Consider the following 20,185-nt stretch of genomic DNA (forward strand, 5'->3'; position numbering starts at 1 on the left):
TTTAACCACGAAGACCACGAAGTTTTTACACGAAGTTCACTAAGATTTGTGTTCTTTGTGCCTTCTTTGTGTCCTTTGTGGTAAAATCAATCCCAAATTTACTAAAATTAAATTAATATGAAATGTTTAAGGTGTCTTTCATATTTTAACCACGAAGACCACGAAGTTTTTACACGAAGTTCACTAAGATTTGTGTTCTTTGTGCCTTCTTTGTGTCCTTTGTGGTAAAATCAATCCCAAATTTACTAAAATTGAATTAACTTTGATTTTCAAATCTGAAAAAACATGAAAAAATATCTCTTCTTATTTTTGGTTATTACTAGTTGTGCTTCGGTTCAAAATATAGATTCTGAAAAAAATAAAATTACTACAATTCTTGATAATTGGCACAAAGCAGCCGCAAATGCAGATTATAATGGCTATTTTGATGCTATGACAGAGAATTCCATTTTTATTGGAACTGACGCAACCGAGAATTGGAATAAAGAGGCTTTTCAAAAATTTGCCAAACCTTATTTCGATAAAGGAAAAACTTGGAATTTTACCGCTCTTGAAAGAAATATTTACTTCAGCAAAGATGGCAAAACAGCTTGGTTTGATGAATTGCTAAACACGCAAATGAAGATTTGTAGAGGTTCGGGCGTTTTGACTAAAGAAAATGGTAGTTGGAAAATAAGTCATTATGTGCTTTCTATGACCATTCCAAACGATACTACTGATGCTATTATAAAAATAAAAGCGCCTATTGAAGACGCTTTGATTAGTAAGTTGAAGAAGTAAATACTACCAATCCATTTTATTTATATACATTCTCTCTCAACTGTTTTAACATTTCTACAGTCATGGTTTCGATGTTAAATTTGTTTTTCCAGTTCCAATCTTGTCTTGCTTGGCTGTCGTCTATGCTGGCTGGCCAACTATCGGCAATTTTTTGTCTAAAATCTGGTTTGTAAGTAACTTGTAAATTAGGAATATGTTTTTGGATTTCGGCTGCGATTTGGGTTGGAGTGAAACTCATGGCAGCTAAGTTGTATGAAGAACGAATTTTGATGCTTTCGGTTGGTGCTTCCATAATATCAACTGTTGCTTGTATGGCATCTTCCATGTACATCATTGGCATTTTGGTTTCTGATGAAAGGAAACATTCGTATTTGCCATCGGTAATGGCTTTGTGGAAAATATCTACGGCATAATCGGTAGTACCGCCACCTGGTGGTGTTGACCAACTTATTAATCCAGGATAACGAATGCTTCGCACATCTACTCCAAAAATGTTATGGTAATATTCACACCATCTTTCGCCTGATTGTTTACTAATTCCGTAAACGGTTGATGGTTCCATTATGGTGTATTGAGGTGTGTTTTCTTTAGGAGTTGTTGGTCCGAAAACAGCTATACTAGATGGCCAAAATATTTTTTTGATTTTTTTAGCTTTCGCCAAATTGAGAACGTGAAACAAGGAATTCATATTCAAATCCCATGCAAAAGCTGGGTTTTTTTCGGCCGTTGCTGATAATAACGCTGCCATCAAATAGACTTCTTCAATATGGTATTGTTCTACAAGATGTTCGATTTGATTATAATCAAGTGCGTTGATTACTTCAAATGGTTCTGAGTTTACAACATCGTTGTTTAGTTTTCGGATGTCAGACGCAATTACGTTTTCTACTCCGTGAATGGCTCTAAGTTTGTGCGTTAACTCGGTTCCTATTTGTCCGCAAGCGCCGATTATTAATATTTTTTTGCTCATGTTGGTTGTTTGTAGTTAGTTAAATGTTTTTACCATATAAGGCATTTTAGTTCATATAAACTCGATGCCAATTTTATTCTGATGCGTTAGGGATAGCAATGGAAATCCTTTTGTGGAGTTCAACGGAGCAAAAGATTGGAATGTATAGCCCGCTCGAACGCCCAAAAAATCTTAAACCGCAACCACTAATTTATCGGGATTGTAACCTATATAAGGCATTTCCGTTTCTTTAAAAATCACACCGTATTCTTCGAGTTCTTTGAGAATTGGAAGATAGACTTCTTCTTTTATTGGAAGTTGTACACCTGGTGTTTTGATGTTTCCATTTAGGATTTGTAATGTCGCCATTGCTACTGGTAAACCAACCGTTTTTGCCATCGCAGTATAGGTTTGGTCGTCGCCAATGCAAACCATTTTGGAATCGATTTGATGTTGTTTTCCGTTTAGTTCGTAACCAAATTTATGGTACATTACAATCATGTCTTTGTCATTTGGTTGCAAAGTCCAACTATCGTTGAGAATTCGCTCTAAAATTTGTGCTGGTGTTGCGTTTTTGAGCCCCACAATTTTTTTGGCATTGAACAAATCGAGTTCTAACAGTTTGTCCCACATAATGTCATCTTGCTCGATGTTGAGTGCCAAACGCATTTTGATTTCTACAGAGTCGGTTGGATGATATGGTAAAAACGAGTTAGTAAACTCACGGAAACTCATGGTTTCAGAATTCTCCATTGTATAAGTATCGTCGGTCATACCAAGTTGAACGAACATATTCCACGCTTTAGAAAATCCGACTCTACGAATGGTTCCGCGGTATAAAGTTAATGCATCGTCTAATCCGTAAACACTTCTGTATTTTAGCGAATCTCTATTAGCATAACCTTCAAATTTTCCGTAACCTTCGACCATCAAAAATTCGGTTCTTCTGAATAATTTATGGTACGGAATGTATTTGTATTTTCCTTCTTGAATGAATTTGGCAGCACCGCCTTGACCAGCCAACACTACATTTCTCGGTGCCCAAGTGAATTTGTAATTCCAAAGATTATTATCAGATTCTGGAGCTACTAATCCGCCGCAGAAAGACTCGAACAAAATCATTTTTCCGCCTTTATCTCTAATTTCATCAATTACTTTCATGGCGCTCATGTGGTCGATTCCTGGATCTAGTCCTATTTCGTTCATGAAAATTAGATTATTTTCTTTGGCTGCAGCATCAAGACCTTGCATAGCATCGGAAACATACGAAGCGGTTACCATGTGTTTTTTGAAAACAATACAATCTTTTGCGACTTCAATATGCATGTGAGCTGGAAGCATTGAAATAACAATATCGGCTTTTTGAATTTCGGCTTGACGTTGCGATTCGTTGGTAATATCTAATTGAATGGCGGTTGCATTCGGATGATTATTGGTTTTGCGTTGCGCTAATTCGAGAGATAAATCTCCAATGGTAAGATGTAACTTTTCAGCATCAGACTTAGTTAGAAGATATTGAATTAGTGATGAAGCTGAACGACCAGCGCCTATGATAAGTATATTTCTCATGTTTTGATTAAAAATAGAATACAAATTTATGAATTTGGAATGATTTATTGCATATTTTTGATAAAAACAAAAAAGCCCGCGCAAAATCACACGAGCTTTTGAATTTTATGTAAATAGAAATTATTCTAAACCTTCTAATTCTTCCAAATCTTTTTTGGCTTCGATATTACTTTCAATTTTAGTTTGTTCAAAAGTGGCGTCTTTTTCAACTTCATCTTTTATAAGAAATGTTTTTCCAAGAACAAAAACAGCACATACGATTGAAAAAATAAATAAGTTTTTAGGAATTTTTTTTTGATTATCCTCAGATTTAGAAAAAGTTAAATAGGAAAAAACCAATGCTAAAACGATAGGCAAAAAAGCCAATGTATCAAATGGCAAAAAGGAAAAAACGGCTCCTAAAACAGAAAAAATAATGGCTAAAATTAAAAAAGTTTTTCTCATATTTTCTAATTAAATTCCTGTTGCAGAAGTTAATACTAATTGTCCCGTTCCAACTGGAATGCTAAATTTCATCAAAGCAGGCACTTTTTTATCATCAGCGGTAAGCCAAATAAGATTTTTGTCGGTTCCTTTAAGAACTTTAGTTTTGGCACCAATAGATAATTTGTAACATTTTTTGTCACCAAGATTTCCAGCGTCAATGGTTTCAATTCCCATCATTTTGATAGTTACTGGAACTTGTTCTTCGTCAAAAACGATGGTGAATGATTTTGTTGCACCAGTTTTCATTGATGCTAAATCGGCAGTACGCAACTTATACATCATTGAAACTACATCTTGTGTTGATTTTCCAATTGTAAACTTTCTTGTAGTTTCAACTTTATTTTTTTTAGAAGTTGTACTTGTTACAGAAGTTCCTTTGATAACATATTTTTCTTTTTTGATGTAACCGCCTTCATCAATACTTCTTTTGTATAAACTTGGCATCATCGTAGTTGGATTTACATATGATTCATATACATCTCTTATTTTGAAGAATTTATCCCACTTGGTAAAAGTTGAAAGTTCACAACTGATATGTAAATAATTGTTTTTGGCTGTTTTTACACTTTCTGTTGACATGGTAACTTGAGCAATGTGTGTCATAAGTCCGCTCATATTGTAGGAACCTGCATAAACTAATTTTTCGCCAGAAGGAATTCCGGCAGTTGTGGTGTCTGCTTTGAAAGAACATAAAACTAAAGCAGTAAGAATAACTAAAACTTTTTTCATTATAATCTATTTAAAGTGCAAATGTAAAATTTTTAAATTGTTAAAATATAAAAGAAAACTTAAAAATGTTCTTCCATTAATCTAAATAACTGATACTTTTGCAAAATAGTATTTCAAATACAAAAAAAATGGAAAAAAAAATTATCTCAGCAGCGGGTTTTTTTGGAATGTCAGCCATTATATTAGGAGCTTTTGGGGCACATGCTTTGAAAAACATTTTAACAGCAGAGCAATTAGTGTCGTTTGAAACTGGTGTAAAATATCAAATGTATCACGCCTTATTTTTACTTTTTTTAGGAATAAATACACATTTGCCATTGAAAACTAAAAAAACTATTTTGATAGTAACAGTTTTAGGAATTATCTGTTTTTCGGGTTCCATATATTTATTATCTACCAAAGCTGTTACAGGTATTGATTTTAAAGCATTTGGAATTGTTACTCCTATTGGAGGTGCTCTATTAATAGCAGCTTGGGCTGTTTTGACATTTAATTTCTTCAAAAAAAAGCAATAAATTAGTAATTAACTACAACGTTGTAAATATAATTTTTTACCTTTGCGTTCTATTTATTAATTGCAATACAACACATATTTATGGATACTTCTGCTCAAATCACGAAATCGATTTCGTTAGAAAAATATGGAATAAAAAACGCTCAAGAAATCATCTACAATCCTTCGTATGAATTTTTATATAATGAAGAATTGAGTTCTGGTTTACAAGGCTATGAAAAAGGGCAACTTACAGAACTTGGAGCTGTAAATGTAATGACTGGAGAATTCACTGGTCGTTCGCCAAAAGACAAATATATAGTTAAAGATGCTGTTACAGAAAATACTATTTGGTGGAATTCTGAAAAAGCAGTAAACGATAACAAACCAATTTCGCAAACAACTTGGGAAGCACTTAAAGAAACTACAGTAAACCAATTATCTGGCAAAAGACTTTTTGTAGTTGATGCTTTTTGCGGTGCAAACGAAAATACACGTCTTAAAGTTCGCTTCATTATGGAAGTAGCTTGGCAAGCGCATTTTGTAAAAAACATGTTTATTCGTCCAACAGATACTGAATTAGAAAATTTTGGTGAGCCAGATTTCATTGTAATGAATGGTTCAAAAACAAGTTTTAAAGATTACAAAGCACACGGATTAAATTCGGAAGTTTATGTAGCTTTTAATTTGACTGAGAAAGTTCAATTGATTGGTGGTACTTGGTATGGTGGCGAAATGAAAAAAGGGTTGTTCTCAATGATGAACTACTATTTACCTTTAAAAGGAATGGCTTCAATGCACTGCTCTGCTAATAAAGGAAAAGATGGCGATGTTGCTGTTTTCTTTGGATTATCTGGAACAGGAAAAACAACTTTATCAACCGATCCAAAACGTGAATTAATTGGTGATGATGAGCACGGTTGGGATAACGATGGTGTTTTCAACTTTGAAGGCGGTTGCTATGCAAAAACAATTGACTTAAGTAGAGAAAATGAACCAGATATTTATGGCGCTATCAGAAAAGATGCTTTATTAGAAAACGTTACAGTTGATACTAATGGCAAAATCGATTTTAAAGATGGTTCTGTAACTCAAAATACTCGTGTTTCTTATCCAATTTACCATATTGATAATATTGTAAGACCTGTATCAAAAGCAGGTCATGCTACTAAAGTAATCTTCTTAACGGCAGATGCTTTTGGAGTTATGCCACCAGTTTCTAAACTAACACCAGAACAAACCAAATATTATTTCCTTTCAGGATTTACAGCCAAATTAGCAGGAACAGAAAGAGGTGTTACACAACCTGAACCAACGTTTTCAGCTTGTTTTGGAAAAGCATTTTTATCATTACATCCAACACAATACGGACAAGAATTGGTTAAAAAAATGGAGCAACACAATGCAACAGCCTACATGGTAAACACTGGCTGGAATGGAACAGGAAAACGTATTTCGATAAAAGATACTCGTGCTATCATTGATGCAATTTTAGATGGTTCGATTGAAAAAGCAGAAACAAAATTGATTCCAACTTTCAACTTTGAAGTACCAACTGCTTTGCACGATGTAGATTCAGCAATTTTAGATCCTAGAGATACTTATGCTGATGCTACTGAATGGCAAACAAAAGCAGAAGATTTAGCTGGAAGATTTATCAAAAACTTTGTTCAATACACAGATAATGAAGAAGGGCAGAATTTAGTTAAATCTGGTCCGCAAGTGTAAATATTACAAATTTTTAAGAGTTATAAAAGTTCAGCATTTTGTTGAACTTTTTTTTATATCTTTGATTATCAATTAGTATTAAACTATTTCGCTATGAAAAAATTGCTTTTTTTGTTTGCTCTCATTCATTTCAATTTTTTGTTTGCGCAGATGAGTGCTACAGTTTCTATTTTAAATCCAGGTTGTAGTTCTGTTTTTGGTGGTTCAGCAACAATTATGGCTACTGGAGGAGTGGCTCCTTATTTATATTCATTAGACCAAACAACTTATCAAAGCTCAAATATTTTTACTAACCTTATAGCTGGGACTTATTCAGCTACTGTAAAAGATTCAAATAACGAACAATTTACATTAACTTTTGTCATAACACAAGCTCAACCTCTTGAAATAAACTTAAGTGCTACACTAGACGTTCCCTCGTCTTCAGCATTTGCGTTTGCATTTGGTGGAACTCCGCCTTATATGTACTCATGGGAATTCAATGGCGCACCTCTTGTTGTTGAAGGAAATCAAGAAATTTTTAATCTTTTATCACTTACAACATCAGGAAATTTATGTTGTAGAGTTATTGATACTAATGGTTGTATTGCTATAGGATGTATGCAAGTTGATGCTTACTTACCTGTTAATACTCAAAACGAAACCTTAACAATGGCTTCTAGCGATGCAATAACTACTTCATCAATTTCAGTTTTAGCAAATGATTTTGTTAATGGGTTACCAGCAAATTCACCTCAAAATTTGCCAACAATTACGTTGACAGGAACTTCCGTTCCACCTAACTTTATTCTAAATACTAACGGAACAGTAAGTGTTTTGCCAGGTACACCAGCAGGAACTTATGACTTAATGTATCAAATATGTTATTTGTCTTATCCAAATTGTGGTTTCGGCACAGCAACTATAAATATACTAAATCAAGGTTTTGTTTTGAATGCTTTTGTTGATGCAAATGAAAATTCTATTCAAGATAATAACGAGCAAAACTTTAGCTTAGGTCAATTTAATTACGAATTGAATAATACAGGAATTGTTAACACTTTAACTTCATCTTACGGAAATGCATTTATTTCTGAAACTGTTGCTACAAACAGTTATAATTTTAATTATACTATTCCATCACAGTATAGCTCACAATATAGTTGTTCAACTTCTTATGCAAATATTTCTAACACAAACGAAAATGTAACTACCTTTAATTTTCCTGTTACTGCTTTGCCTTATGATGATTTATCTGTTTATATATCACCAAACGGAGTTTCCCCTAGACCAGGTTTTGTTTATTCTAACAGAATAACATATAAAAATTCTGGAAACATTGCGATTCCTTCTGGAACAATAACTTTTACAAAAGATAGTAATATTTCCATTGTTTCAAGTTCTGAAATGGTAACATCAACATCTCAAGGATTTACATTTGATTTCACTAATTTATTACCAAATGAAACTCGGTATTTAACTGTTAACTTTCAAGTGCCAACTATACCAACGGTTTCAATTGGCCAAACGTTAACGAATTCTGTAATGATTTCTATTCCGACAAACGATATTAATCCAGTAAATAACCAAAATAGTTTGTCACAAATTATTATAGGTTCTTATGACCCAAATGATAAAACAGAAAGTCATGGTGGAAAAATTGTTCATTCAACATTTACTTCAAACGATTATTTAACATATACAATTCAGTTTGAAAACACTGGAACTGCCGAAGCTTATTTTATAAATGTTGATGATGTTTTAGATACAAAATTAGACCCAACCTCGATAGAAATGATAGATGCAAGTCATCCTTATACAATGAAACGAACTCAAAACACTCTTTCTTGGAATTTTCAAAATATCTTTTTACCACCTTCAAATGGAAGCACAACAATCGGTCATGGATATATTTCGTTTAAAGTCAAACCTAAATCGGGTTATGCTGTTGGAGATGTAATACCAAATATCGCTAACATTTATTTTGATTTTAATCCAGCAATTACAACTCCAGTTTGTACAACAGAGTTTGTAACAAGTCTATCAAAAGATGAATTTACTTTTACTGATTATAAAATTTACCCAAATCCGTTTACTTCAATTCTAACAGTTTCTAATAATTCAATAATTGAAGCTTTTGAAATTAGTTCGATAACGGGTCAAAAATTAATTGATAAAAAAGTAAATCAACTACAGTGCACTATAGATTTATCCGATTTAACCCCTGGAGTTTATTTTGCAAAAGTTAAAAGTAATGGAGTTGAAAAATGGAGCAAGATTATAAAAGAGGATTAAATTGTTTAAATCTGGATCGCAAGTGTAAAAACGTAACTAATTCAAAATTTAAAAATCCCGCATAAACGGGATTTTTTATATGCAAAAAGCCAAACAAATAAATGCTTGGCTTTTTAAAATTTTTATATTTTTTTCTTAATCCGCTAAAACAATAACTTTGTTATCTTTCATTTCTATAGTTCCTGAATTGATATCAAGAGTATAGTTTTGATCGTTAACTTTGTTAAACTTGTCTGCTACTTCTTTATCTAAATTGAAACTTGGAGCAGTAATTTTAACCGTTCCTTGTTTTAAAATAGAAACTATCGGTGCGTGATTATTTAAAATCTGAAATGAACCATCAACACCAGGTAAAGAAATTGAAGTTACTTCGCCTGAAAATAATAATGCCTCTGGTGATACTATTTCTAAAATCATAATTTATATAATTACGAATTTTAAATTATGAATTACGAACTTATATCCGTAATTCATAATTCATAATTCTTTTTAAGCTTCTGCTAACATTTTTTGTCCTGCTTCAATAGCATCTTCAATTGTTCCTTTTAAGTTGAAAGCAGCTTCTGGCAAGTGATCTAATTCTCCATCAATAATCATGTTAAATCCTTTGATGGTATCTTTAATATCAACTAAAACTCCAGGAATACCTGTAAACTGTTCAGCTACGTGGAAAGGTTGAGACAAGAAACGTTGTACACGACGAGCTCTTGATACTGCTAATTTATCATCTTCTGATAACTCTTCCATACCAAGGATAGCAATGATATCTTGTAATTGTTTGTATTTTTGAAGAATCTCTTTCACTCTTTGCGCACAATCGTAGTGTTCAGCACCTAAAATTTGAGGAGTTAAAATTCTAGAAGTAGAATCCAATGGATCTACCGCTGGATAAATACCTAACTCAGCAATTTTACGAGACAATACTGTTGTTGCATCTAAGTGAGCAAATGTTGTTGCTGGTGCAGGGTCAGTTAAGTCATCCGCAGGAACGTAAACCGCTTGTACAGATGTAATAGAACCTTTGTTTGTAGAAGTAATACGCTCTTGCATCGCACCCATTTCTGTTGCTAATGTTGGTTGGTAACCTACCGCTGACGGCATACGTCCTAAAAGTGCTGACACCTCAGAACCTGCTTGTGTAAAACGGAAAATGTTATCAACAAAGAAAAGAACGTCTTTACCTTGGTCAGAACCAGCTCCATCACGGAAATATTCTGCAATAGATAATCCAGAAAGTGCCACACGTGCACGAGCTCCTGGTGGCTCATTCATTTGTCCGAAAACGAAAGTAGCTTTTGACTCTCTCATTCCCATTTTATCAACTTTGGCTAAATCCCATCCACCTTCTTCCATAGAATGCATGAAGGCATCACCATATTTTATAATTCCTGACTCTAACATCTCACGAAGCAAGTCATTTCCTTCACGTGTTCTTTCACCAACTCCTGCGAATACTGAAAGTCCACCGTGGCCTTTTGCAATATTGTTAATCAACTCTTGAATCAATACTGTTTTACCTACTCCAGCACCACCAAACAATCCAATTTTACCACCTTTAGCATAAGGCTCAATCAAATCGATTACTTTGATACCTGTAAATAAAACTTCAGTAGAAGTTGATAATTCTTCAAATTTTGGAGCTGCACGGTGAATTGAAATTCCGTCATCTCCTGTTTTTGGCAAGTTACCTAATCCATCGATAGCATCTCCGATAACGTTGAATAAACGCCCGTAAACATCTGCTCCGATTGGCATTTTTATTGGATTTCCAGTGCCAACTACTTCATATCCTCTACTCAATCCGTCTGTAGAGTCCATAGATACAGTACGAACCGTATTTTCTCCAATATGAGATTGTACTTCAAGCACTAATATAGTACCATCTTTTTTAGTGATTTCTAATGAATCATAGATTTTTGGAAGTTCAACATCCTTACCGTTGAATACTACGTCAACTACTGGTCCAATGATTTGGGCAACTTTTCCTATTACTTTTGACATTGCTTATGTATTTATTAAATAGCGTTTTGTAATTATAAAATCAAGCTGATTTTTCGTGTGCAAAGATAATTTTTCTAATTTGAAAATCAATAGAAATATTCTATTTTTTTATTCACATTTTAAATTTTTAGTATCGCATTATTATAAACGACAAGAATTCTTTATACTTTTATATTATTTGAAGCCAAAAACTAAACATTCTTAATCACGTACGTAACGATTCCCCATACGATCAGCTGATTTTCATCTGTAACTTTTATTGGCTGATAATTTTTATTTTCAGGCATCAAGTATAGACCGTCTTTTTCAACTTTTATTCTTTTCACGGTAAATTCTCCATCTATAAAACAAACGGCAATTTTGTTGTTTTGTGGTTCTAGGCTTTTATCTACAACCAAAATATCTTTGTCATTTATTCCCGCATTTACCATCGAATTGCCTTTGACTTTTATATAAAATGTAGCCAACGGATTTTTACACAACTCCTTATTCAAGTCGATATTATTTTCCATAAAATCGGTTGCTGGCGATGGAAATCCTGCCGAAACGCCTTCTTTTATGAAAGGTAATTTTATATCACTTTCAAAATCTGGCCGATAAAAAGTTAATGTTGCTTCTTTTTTTATTGACATTTTATTTCTAGAATTTCGTTGAATCTCGTAGTAAATCTTGGTGACAAATGATTCTGATTCATGTTCCAAGTTAGGTTTAAATTTTGCGTGCCTAATTTTACTTTTCTGTCTCCAATTTTGGCATTCAAATGATCCATTGCTTTCATAATTGCTAAATGCTTCGGGTTTTCTTCTTCAAATAACTGAAGTTGTTTTTTGTCTTCATCTATCAATTCGGTTACGATAACTCCTGCTTTTTTGAACTTTATTCCTTCATTTCCTTTGTGCAATTCTTTCAACATCGAAATAGCCACATTAGAAATAGTCAGTGTTGAGTTCGTAGCAAATGGCAATGTTACGGCTTTATTGAAATAATATTTTTGCGATTCATATTTGTGTTTGTCAATCACCAACATTACAATAATGGTTTGACAGCACGATTTTTGTTTGCGTAATTTCTCAGCACAAACCGATGCAAAAGTGGCAACACGTTCTCTCAAATCGTCAAATTCTGCAATTTGTTTCGGAAAACTTCTTGTAGTAGTAATGCTCTTCTTTTGTTCGCGAATAGGCTCTAAGTCTAAAACCGATTTGCCTTCTAATTCATATTTCAAGCGTATTCCGATAATGCCCATTTCTTTTCTTATCCAAGCTTCGTGTTGCGGTTTGGTAAAATCATAAGCCGTTAGAATATTATGCGCTATCATTTTTTTTCTCAATCTAAAACCAATTCCCCAAACATCTTCAATTTTTGTCCATTTTAATGCTTTGATTCGTTTTTCATCGGTGTCGATTACATAAACTCCTTGTGTTCTTTCTTGAAATTTTTTGGCTATTCTATTGGCTACTTTTGAAAGTGCTTTAGTAGTTGCAAATCCTACACAAACGGGAATTCCAACCCATTTTTGCACACGAGTTTTCATTTGAATTCCATATGCATGAAAATCGGAAATGTCCATTCCGTCAAAATTCAAAAAGGCCTCGTCGATGCTGTATATTTCAGTATTTGGTGTAAAACTTTCGAGAATTTTCATCACCCGATTGCTCAAATCACCATAAAGCGGATAATTAGAAGAAAAAACTTTGACATTTTTCTCTTTTAGAAGTTCACGAATCTTAAACTCAGGAGCTCCCATCGGTACACCAACGTCTTTTGCTTCATTGCTTCTAGAAATCACACAACCGTCATTATTAGACAAAATAACAACAGGTTTTCCATTATATTGAGGTTGGAAAACACGTTCGCACGAAGCATAAAAATTGTTACAATCGACTAATGCATACATGTTGTAAAATTAGTCAATAAATAAATTTTAAAATTGTTAAAAATTGAATTGTTGATAAATAAAAAAACCACCAAAATCGCTTTTGATGGTTTTTATAAGACATGGAAAACAGATTATATTTTTGTGTAAACATTAATATAAAAGCCACCCTCTAATGAATATTTAATTTTTAAAGTTGTACTAGTTAGTTCCAAAATTTCTGCTGGACTTGCTTCTCCATCAACAGTAGCTGTTACTGTAGATCCGTTTCTTACCCATGTTCCAGTAAAAATATCTTCTTCACAACTAGTTCCAAAAAATGAATGCTCTTTGAATACTCCAGCCGAAAGAAACTCAATATAATCTTTTGTGCAACCAGTCGCATGATCATAGTCAACTAAAACTTCCTGACCATTAACAATTGTTCCCTGTTTTGAATATTGCCATTTTCCTTCTAAAGCTGCGGCAGCAGGAGTTGCATCATCATCTTTGTTACAAGACACTAAACTAACAGTTGCTACCAAGAACAACAATACTAAACTTTTTAAATTTTTCATTTTGCTTATGTTTTTTAAATTTTTGTAAACGTAAGAATATATCTTTTAATTAACAAATTTTTTGTCGTAAAAATCAACTAGCAAATAAAAGGACAATTATTCTATAGCATTAACAAAAAAACCACCAAAATTACTTTTGATGGTTTCAATATTTTATGATTATTAAATTCTTAATTCAACAAATCGGTAACCATTGAAGGAAAAATTCCGATTAGGATATTTAGTAGGATTGCAACAACTGCAACAGCGTAATATACAAATGGTACGGCTTGTTTTTCTTCATTAGCATCTTTAGTGTACATCGCCAAAATCAATTTGAAATAATAACCAACACTGATAATTGAATTGATTACACCAGCAATAACAACAACTAAGTAACCTGCTTTTATAGTTTGGCTAAACAACATCAACTTAGCAAAAAATCCAGCAAAAATTGGAATTCCAGCCATTGATAATAATGATGCTGTAAGGATTACCGCCATTAGAGGATTGGTTTTTCCTAAACCATTGAAATTAACAATATCTTCGTTGTCTTTGTTTCTTGTTACCAAAATAATTACAGCAAATGAAGCGATACCCGCCAAAGCATAAGCTGCTGTATAATAAAGTAAACTTCCAGCAGCCGATGACAGGCTTAACAATGCCATCAACATAAATCCTGCATGTGAAATACCTGAAAATGCTAACATACGTTTTACATTATTTTGACGCAATGCCATAATGTTTCCAACTGTCATAGAAAGTATTGAAACTACTATAATTACAATTTCAAATTTATATTCGACACCAGCATTTAGTGATGTAACTAATTTAAATAAAGTAGCCATTGCTACTACTTTAGCCAAAGTACTCATAGTTGCTGTAACCATTGATGGTGAACCTTCGTAAACATCGGGTGCCCAAAAATGAAATGGAACAGCAGCAATTTTAAACAACATTCCAATTACTAACATAGAAATTCCTATGAAAAACCATGCTGGTAATCCTGCGCCTTGTGACAAATCATATATTTCGGTTACATCAAAATAACCTGTTGCACCATAAACTAAGCATATTCCGAAAAGAATAATTCCCGATGCAAATGAACCCATTAAGAAATATTTCATTCCGGCTTCGTTACTTTTTAAATCTAATCTTCTACTTGCTGCTAAAATGTACAATGCAATAGATAAAACTTCAATTCCCAAAAAGAACATGGCTAAGTTTCCAAAAGAAACCATGGCAACAGCTCCTGATAGTAAGAAGATTTTGATTGCTATAAAATCAGAAATTTTGGATTGATGTTCTTTATAAAAATCGTGACTCAATGCTACCAAGAAAATAGTGAGAAGTATAAATAAACCCGAGAAAGCAACCGAAAAATTATTGGTTACAATCATATTGTTATAAAAACTAGCTGGCGAGTTAAATTGAGTGGCATTTAATCCAAAAATGGCTAGTAAACCTATAATTGTTACAGGAACAATGATTTTTCTAGCATTGAAAATTTCAAATACTAGACATAAAACACCTAATCCTATTATTGCTATTAATGTATTCATTTTGTTATTTTTGATTTAGGATTTTTGATTTAGGATTTAAAAAATCGATTAAATCAAATTTCCTTATTTTATTTTGTATTGTTCTTTTCTTTAATAGTTTTTATTCCCGCTGAAAAAATTGAAACTAATTCATCTGCTTCTTTTATCAATTTATCTAATTGATTTGTGTCACATTCAATCTCTAAATCTTTGATAAATTCTAACCAAAATAGACTTTCATCAGCTTCTTCATCAACTACTTTCAATTTATTCAAAAAATCTGCAGAAGATTTCCCTCTGCAAACTGCTCTATAATTAGCTGCTACCGAAGAAGAAGATTTAAAAAGTTGAAAAGAAACAACATCAACTGCCTTACTTTTTTCAATTTCCATTAAAAATTTAAAAACAGAAACTGCAAATACTTTAGTCCTCTTTTTTAACTCTTCCTTAGTCATATAAATCCCAAATTTTCAAATCCCAAATCCTAATTCGTTCTATTAATCTGGTTGATGATATTTTCGATACTTGGTGTGATCAAATCTGTTAATGGTTTTGGATACAATCCAAAGAAGAATAAAACACCGATGATGATAACCAATGTTAATCCTTCATTGAAAGTTACATCTTTAAAAACTTTGGTGTTAGTTTCTCCCAACATTACATTTTGAAACATTTTCAACATATAATAAGCTCCCAAAATGATAGTTGTTCCTCCTAAAATGGCGAACCAAATATTGGTTTGGAACAAGCTATATAAAACCGTGAATTCTCCAATAAAGTTGAAAGTTCCTGGTAAAGCAACCGATGCCAAAACCAAAATCATGAACATAGATGTAAATTTTGGTGCTTGCGAACGAATGCCACCCATTTCTGAAATTTCTCTAGTTTCGTATCTTCTATAAATTATTTCGGCAGCAAAGAATAGTCCAACTACAACAAATCCATGCGCCAACATTTGCAAAACCGAACCTCTCAAACCATCAAGTGATAACGTGTAAGTTCCTGCCGCTATTAATCCAACGTGTGCTAATGAAGAATACGCTAGTAATTTCTTTAAATCTTTTTGTCTTAAAGCTACAATAGAACCATAAATTACACCAGCGACTCCAATGGCAATAAATATGTTTTTGTATTCTATAGCAGAAAATCTAGCTAATGCTATTTGCCAACGAATAACGCTGTACAAACCCATTTTTAGCATAATTCCTGATAATAACATAGTTCCAACAGTTGGTGCTTTTTGGTACACTTTTGCCTGCCAAGTATGGAAAGGAATCAAAGGAATTTTGATTGCATAGGCTAAGAAAAATGCTAAGAAAATCCATGATTGTTCATTAGTTGTAATTCGCATATTGTACAAATCATCTAGCAAGAAACTTCCAGCTCTTTGGTATAAAAAGATAAATGCGACAAGCATAAATAAAGAACCTGCCAATGTGTAAATGAAGAATTTTACAACCGCTTTTTTACGAGAATCTTCATCGCCATTACCCCAAAGTAATGCTATGAAATAGATAGGTATTAATGATAATTCCCAGAAAATATAGTACAACAAAGCATCCGCAGCAAGGAAAGTTCCCACCATTGCAAATCCCATAAATAATACTAAAGCATAGAAACTTTTTGCATTTTTATATTCATTTCCAAAAGAAGAATAAATAATAATTGGCAATAAAGATGTTGTCAACAACACCATTATGAGTGCAAGTCCGTCGGCATTTAGAGCGAAAGAAATTTTAGGTTCGTTAATCCAAGAAGATAAGAAACTTACATCTTGACCTGCATTGAACGAATTTAGAACAAAAATCGTTGCTACAAAAGAAGCTACTCCAAAAAGCAATGCTACTTTAGAAGCTAATTTGTCTCCCGAAAAATAGGTTGCAATTGCGCCAACCAAAAGTAAAAGTAATATAGTAGTTACATCCATTATGTAAAGATTATTGAGCTAAAAATAAATAAAACAATATAGCACTTACGCCAATTACAAAAGCAAAAAGGTACAAACCGATACTTCCGTTTTGAACTTTCTTTCCTTCAATACCAATTGAGTTTGTTATTTGTCCTAAACCAAAAACAAATCCTGATATTCCTTTTTCAACATACCTTCTAAAGAATGAAGAAAGTGTATTGATTGGATTGACGATAACTGCTGTGTAGAATTCATCCACATAATATTTATCGTATAGAACTTTAGAAAATCCTTTGATATCAACGTCTTCAGATGGAATTTCGCTGTTTTTGATATATTTTGCAAAAGCAACTCCAATTCCGACAATTGCACCTAATAAAGCAATTCCCATTAAGGCATATTCTGTTGTTCCTAAAACGTGTTCTTCGTGAGAAGTTGCATTGAAAAGTGGTGCCAAATAATGATTTAACCAGCTATTAGTCGGCAAACTAATTGCTCCACCAACAAATGATAAAATTGCTAAAACAATTAATGGAAAAGTTATCAAAGAAGGACTTTCGTGTAAATGATTTTTTTGATGCTCAGTTCCTCTAAACTCTTTGTAGAAAGTTAGATACATTAATCTGAACATATAGAAAGCAGTCAAGATTGAAGCAATTGAACCTACAACCCAAAGAACAATATTTCCGTGGAAAGCCGAGATTAAAATTTCATCTTTAGACCAGAATCCTGCAAAAGGAAAAATTCCTGCAATGGCTAATGAAGCTATAAGCATTGTCCAGAAAGTAATCGGCATTGCTTTTTTCAATCCGCCCATTTTTCGCATATCTTGTTCGCCATGTAAAGCGTGAATTACTGAACCAGAACCTAAGAACAAACAAGCTTTGAAGAAAGCATGTGTGATAACATGGAATACGGCAACTTGATAAGCACCCATTCCTAAAGCTAGAAACATTAATCCTAACTGAGAAACGGTTGAATATGCCAATACCTTTTTAATATCATTTTGAACCAAACCAATTGTTGCAGCAACCAAAGCTGTGATAGCTCCAATGACAGCAATTATAGTTTGAACTTGTGGTGCTAAATCGAATAAGAAATTTAATCTTGTTACCATAAAAATACCAGCTGTAACCATTGTCGCAGCATGGATTAAGGCAGAAACTGGAGTTGGACCAGCCATCGCATCAGGCAACCAAGTGTATAATGGAATTTGTGCCGATTTTCCTGTTGCACCTATAAATAAAGCGAAAGCAGCAATTGCTAGCCAAACCGTATTTCCAGAATTGGTTCCACCAAGAATGGTTTCTTTTAGTTCAACAAAATTTAAAGTTGAAAATAACGCTCCAACAATGAATATTCCGATTAGCAAACCTAAATCTCCTACTCTATTCATGATAAATGCTTTTTTGGCAGCGTCGTTATAATCTTGGTTTTTATACCAAAATCCGATAAGTAGATAAGAACAAAGTCCTACGCCTTCCCAACCGATGAACATTACCAACAAATTGCTTCCAACTACAAGTGTAATCATGAAGAAGATGAACAAATTTAGATAAGCAAAAAACTTGTGCATATTCTCGTCATCATGCATGTAACTTATAGAATATAGATGAATTAACGAACCAATTCCTGTAACAAATAATAACCAAAGTAATGACAGTTGATCTAATAAAAATCCAAAATCTAATTTGAAATTACTAATTTGAATCCAATCGAATAAAGAAACTTCTATAAGTTTATTTGTTTGATTTAATTGCATAAAAAATACAATTGAAATAACAAATGAAACTACAACAGACAAAGTTCCGATTACACCAGAAACTGATTTACCAAGTGTTTTTCCGAAGAAAACATTCAGTAAAAAACCAATAAAAGGTGCTAAAACTAAAATAAGAGCTAAACTTGTATCCATTGCGAACTATCCTTTTAAATTTTTTAATTTGGCAATATCAATTGAGCCTAAATTTCTATAAACAGAAACCAATATTGCTAATCCTACCGCAACTTCGGCTGCAGCAACTGCCATCGAAAAGAAAACAAAAACTTGTCCTTCTGCATCTTGATGATAGGTTGAAAAAGCAACAAACAATAAGTTTACAGCATTCAACATAATTTCGATAGACATAAAAACTATAATGGCATTTCTTCTATACAAAACTCCAAATACACCAATACTAAAAAGTATCGCCGATAGGAAAAGATAGTTTTCAATACCTATTTCATTTAAAATATTACTCATTTTTTTTTCCTGTTTTTTCTTTTTTAGACAATAAAACGGTTCCAATCATCGCTGTCAATAATAATACTGAAGCATATTCAAACGGCACCATATATTCGTTCAACAATATTTTACCTAAAGCTTTTATCGATTGAAAATCGTTTCCGTTGCTATCGTATTCGCCTACAATTGGTTTTGAATTCACAAAAATTGCTAATAAAACCAAACACGTTATACTCATCACAACTACAGCACCTAATCTGGTAATTCTTGGTTTGTGAACTTCATCTTCTTTATTCAAATTCATCAACATAATGGTAAATAAGAATAAAACCATGATGGCTCCAGAATAAACAATAATATGTACTAATGCCAAAAACTGCGCATTAAACAGTAAATAATGTCCCGCAATAGAGAAAAAGCAAATCACTAAGTAAATAGCACTATGAATTGGATTTCTGCTGTAAATTGTCAAAAATGCAGTTGACAATGTTATTGCGGCTAAAAAGTAAAATATTATAAGTATCGGTGACATAATTAATTAAGTTTTTTAGTATTTGCCATAGCCATTTCTAGTGGCATAACTAATTTATCTTTTCCGAAAATAAAATCTTCTCTGTTGTATTGCGCTGGCACTAATTCTTTAGAAATAGTTAAATAAATTGCATCTTTAGGGCATGCTTCTTCGCACAATCCGCAGAAAATACAACGCAACATATTGATTTCGTATATCGAAGCATATTTTTCTTCTCTGTACAAATGTTCTTCGCCTTTTTTACGCTCTTCGGCTTTCATAGTGATAGCTTCTGCAGGACAAGATAGTGCGCACAATCCGCAAGCAGTACAGTTTTCTCTTCCTTGCTCATCACGTTTCAACATGTGTTGACCACGATAAACTGGACTAAACTCTCGCACTTGTTCAGGATAATGAATCGTTGCTTTTTTTCTAAAAAAGTGTTTAATGGTAATCCATAAACCTTTTACAATGGCAATCAGGTACATTTTTTCAAGAAAAGTCATTTCCTTATTGGAAACCTGCTTTTTCTTACCTGATAATGATATACTTTGTATCGATGTTGACATAATTTCTTTT

The 20,185-nt window shown here is 32.9% G+C and carries 20 protein-coding genes; 4 read left to right on the top strand and 16 right to left on the bottom strand.

Annotated features, from left to right (window positions below):
* The first annotated feature begins 285 nt into the window (after window positions 1-285).
* The gene (locus O9267_RS00610; protein ID WP_298175205.1) at window positions 286-780 is read left to right on the top strand and encodes a nuclear transport factor 2 family protein; all 495 of its coding nucleotides are present in this window, start codon (window positions 286-288) and stop codon (window positions 778-780) included.
* 16 nt (window positions 781-796) lie between these two features.
* On the opposite strand, the gene O9267_RS00615 is transcribed toward O9267_RS00610, so the two are convergent.
* From O9267_RS00615 to O9267_RS00630, 4 genes are all read right to left on the bottom strand, one after another.
* Complete coding sequence (locus O9267_RS00615; RefSeq protein WP_298175206.1) at window positions 797-1,750, bottom strand: L-threonine 3-dehydrogenase; 954 nt, start codon at window positions 1,748-1,750, stop codon at window positions 797-799.
* 171 nt (window positions 1,751-1,921) lie between these two features.
* Window positions 1,922-3,298, bottom strand: a complete 1,377-nt coding sequence (locus tag O9267_RS00620; protein WP_298175207.1) for a saccharopine dehydrogenase C-terminal domain-containing protein — start codon at window positions 3,296-3,298, stop codon at window positions 1,922-1,924.
* Between the two features lie 120 nt (window positions 3,299-3,418).
* Window positions 3,419-3,742 carry a hypothetical protein gene (locus O9267_RS00625; protein ID WP_298175208.1) on the bottom strand — a complete coding sequence of 108 codons (324 nt, stop codon included), beginning with the start codon at window positions 3,740-3,742 and terminating at the stop codon, window positions 3,419-3,421.
* Between the two features lie 9 nt (window positions 3,743-3,751).
* Window positions 3,752-4,513: a DUF3108 domain-containing protein gene (locus O9267_RS00630; protein ID WP_298175209.1), complete on the bottom strand. Its 762-nt coding sequence runs from the start codon at window positions 4,511-4,513 to the stop codon at window positions 3,752-3,754.
* Between the two features lie 128 nt (window positions 4,514-4,641).
* Here O9267_RS00630 and O9267_RS00635 point away from each other — a divergent pair, with 128 nt between their 5' ends.
* The 3 genes from O9267_RS00635 to O9267_RS00645 all read left to right on the top strand — a co-directional run bounded on the left by O9267_RS00635 (window position 4,642) and on the right by O9267_RS00645 (window position 9,008).
* Window positions 4,642-5,028, top strand: a complete 387-nt coding sequence (locus tag O9267_RS00635; protein WP_298175210.1) for a DUF423 domain-containing protein — start codon at window positions 4,642-4,644, stop codon at window positions 5,026-5,028.
* A gap of 80 nt (window positions 5,029-5,108) precedes the next feature.
* Window positions 5,109-6,734: a phosphoenolpyruvate carboxykinase (ATP) gene (gene pckA / locus O9267_RS00640; protein ID WP_298175211.1), complete on the top strand. Its 1,626-nt coding sequence runs from the start codon at window positions 5,109-5,111 to the stop codon at window positions 6,732-6,734.
* Window positions 6,735-6,827: 93 nt separating this feature from the next.
* The gene (locus tag O9267_RS00645) at window positions 6,828-9,008 is read left to right on the top strand and encodes a T9SS type A sorting domain-containing protein (RefSeq protein ID WP_298175212.1); all 2,181 of its coding nucleotides are present in this window, start codon (window positions 6,828-6,830) and stop codon (window positions 9,006-9,008) included.
* A gap of 135 nt (window positions 9,009-9,143) precedes the next feature.
* Here the strand turns inward: O9267_RS00645 and O9267_RS00650 are convergent, their stop codons facing one another.
* From O9267_RS00650 to O9267_RS00705, 12 genes are all read right to left on the bottom strand, one after another.
* Window positions 9,144-9,425, bottom strand: a complete 282-nt coding sequence (locus O9267_RS00650) for a F0F1 ATP synthase subunit epsilon (protein ID WP_298175213.1) — start codon at window positions 9,423-9,425, stop codon at window positions 9,144-9,146.
* A gap of 72 nt (window positions 9,426-9,497) precedes the next feature.
* Window positions 9,498-11,009 carry a F0F1 ATP synthase subunit beta gene (gene atpD, locus O9267_RS00655; RefSeq protein WP_298175214.1) on the bottom strand — a complete coding sequence of 504 codons (1,512 nt, stop codon included), beginning with the start codon at window positions 11,007-11,009 and terminating at the stop codon, window positions 9,498-9,500.
* Window positions 11,010-11,200: 191 nt separating this feature from the next.
* Entirely contained in the window at window positions 11,201-11,641 is a 441-nt protein-coding gene (gene umuD, locus O9267_RS00660; protein ID WP_298175215.1) for a translesion error-prone DNA polymerase V autoproteolytic subunit, read from the bottom strand.
* A complete protein-coding gene (locus O9267_RS00665; RefSeq protein ID WP_298175216.1) occupies window positions 11,632-12,906 on the bottom strand; it encodes a Y-family DNA polymerase in 1,275 nt (424 codons plus the stop codon). Before O9267_RS00665 ends, umuD begins: the two co-directional genes overlap by 10 nt.
* Window positions 12,907-13,019: 113 nt before the next feature.
* Window positions 13,020-13,442, bottom strand: coding sequence for a lipocalin family protein (locus O9267_RS00670; RefSeq protein ID WP_298175217.1), 423 nt, complete (start codon window positions 13,440-13,442; stop codon window positions 13,020-13,022).
* A 170-nt stretch (window positions 13,443-13,612) separates the two neighbouring features.
* Window positions 13,613-14,983 carry an NADH-quinone oxidoreductase subunit N gene (locus O9267_RS00675; RefSeq protein ID WP_298175218.1) on the bottom strand — a complete coding sequence of 457 codons (1,371 nt, stop codon included), beginning with the start codon at window positions 14,981-14,983 and terminating at the stop codon, window positions 13,613-13,615.
* Between the two features lie 68 nt (window positions 14,984-15,051).
* The gene (locus tag O9267_RS00680) at window positions 15,052-15,417 is read right to left on the bottom strand and encodes a four helix bundle protein (protein ID WP_298175219.1); all 366 of its coding nucleotides are present in this window, start codon (window positions 15,415-15,417) and stop codon (window positions 15,052-15,054) included.
* Window positions 15,418-15,446: 29 nt separating this feature from the next.
* The gene (locus O9267_RS00685; protein WP_298175220.1) at window positions 15,447-16,889 is read right to left on the bottom strand and encodes an NADH-quinone oxidoreductase subunit M; all 1,443 of its coding nucleotides are present in this window, start codon (window positions 16,887-16,889) and stop codon (window positions 15,447-15,449) included.
* 10 nt (window positions 16,890-16,899) lie between these two features.
* Window positions 16,900-18,786, bottom strand: coding sequence for an NADH-quinone oxidoreductase subunit L (gene nuoL / locus O9267_RS00690; RefSeq protein ID WP_298175221.1), 1,887 nt, complete (start codon window positions 18,784-18,786; stop codon window positions 16,900-16,902).
* A 6-nt stretch (window positions 18,787-18,792) separates the two neighbouring features.
* Entirely contained in the window at window positions 18,793-19,113 is a 321-nt protein-coding gene (gene nuoK, locus O9267_RS00695) for an NADH-quinone oxidoreductase subunit NuoK (RefSeq protein ID WP_298175222.1), read from the bottom strand.
* Window positions 19,106-19,627, bottom strand: a complete 522-nt coding sequence (locus O9267_RS00700) for an NADH-quinone oxidoreductase subunit J (protein ID WP_298175223.1) — start codon at window positions 19,625-19,627, stop codon at window positions 19,106-19,108. The genes nuoK and O9267_RS00700 overlap by 8 nt, the downstream gene beginning before the upstream one ends.
* A gap of 2 nt (window positions 19,628-19,629) precedes the next feature.
* On the bottom strand, window positions 19,630-20,175 hold the full coding sequence (locus O9267_RS00705; protein WP_298175224.1) for an NADH-quinone oxidoreductase subunit I: 546 nt from the start codon (window positions 20,173-20,175) through the stop codon (window positions 19,630-19,632).
* Window positions 20,176-20,185: the final 10 nt, after the last annotated feature.

The organism is Flavobacterium sp., assembly GCF_027531705.1.
In the GTDB taxonomy this organism is placed as follows: domain Bacteria; phylum Bacteroidota; class Bacteroidia; order Flavobacteriales; family Flavobacteriaceae; genus Flavobacterium.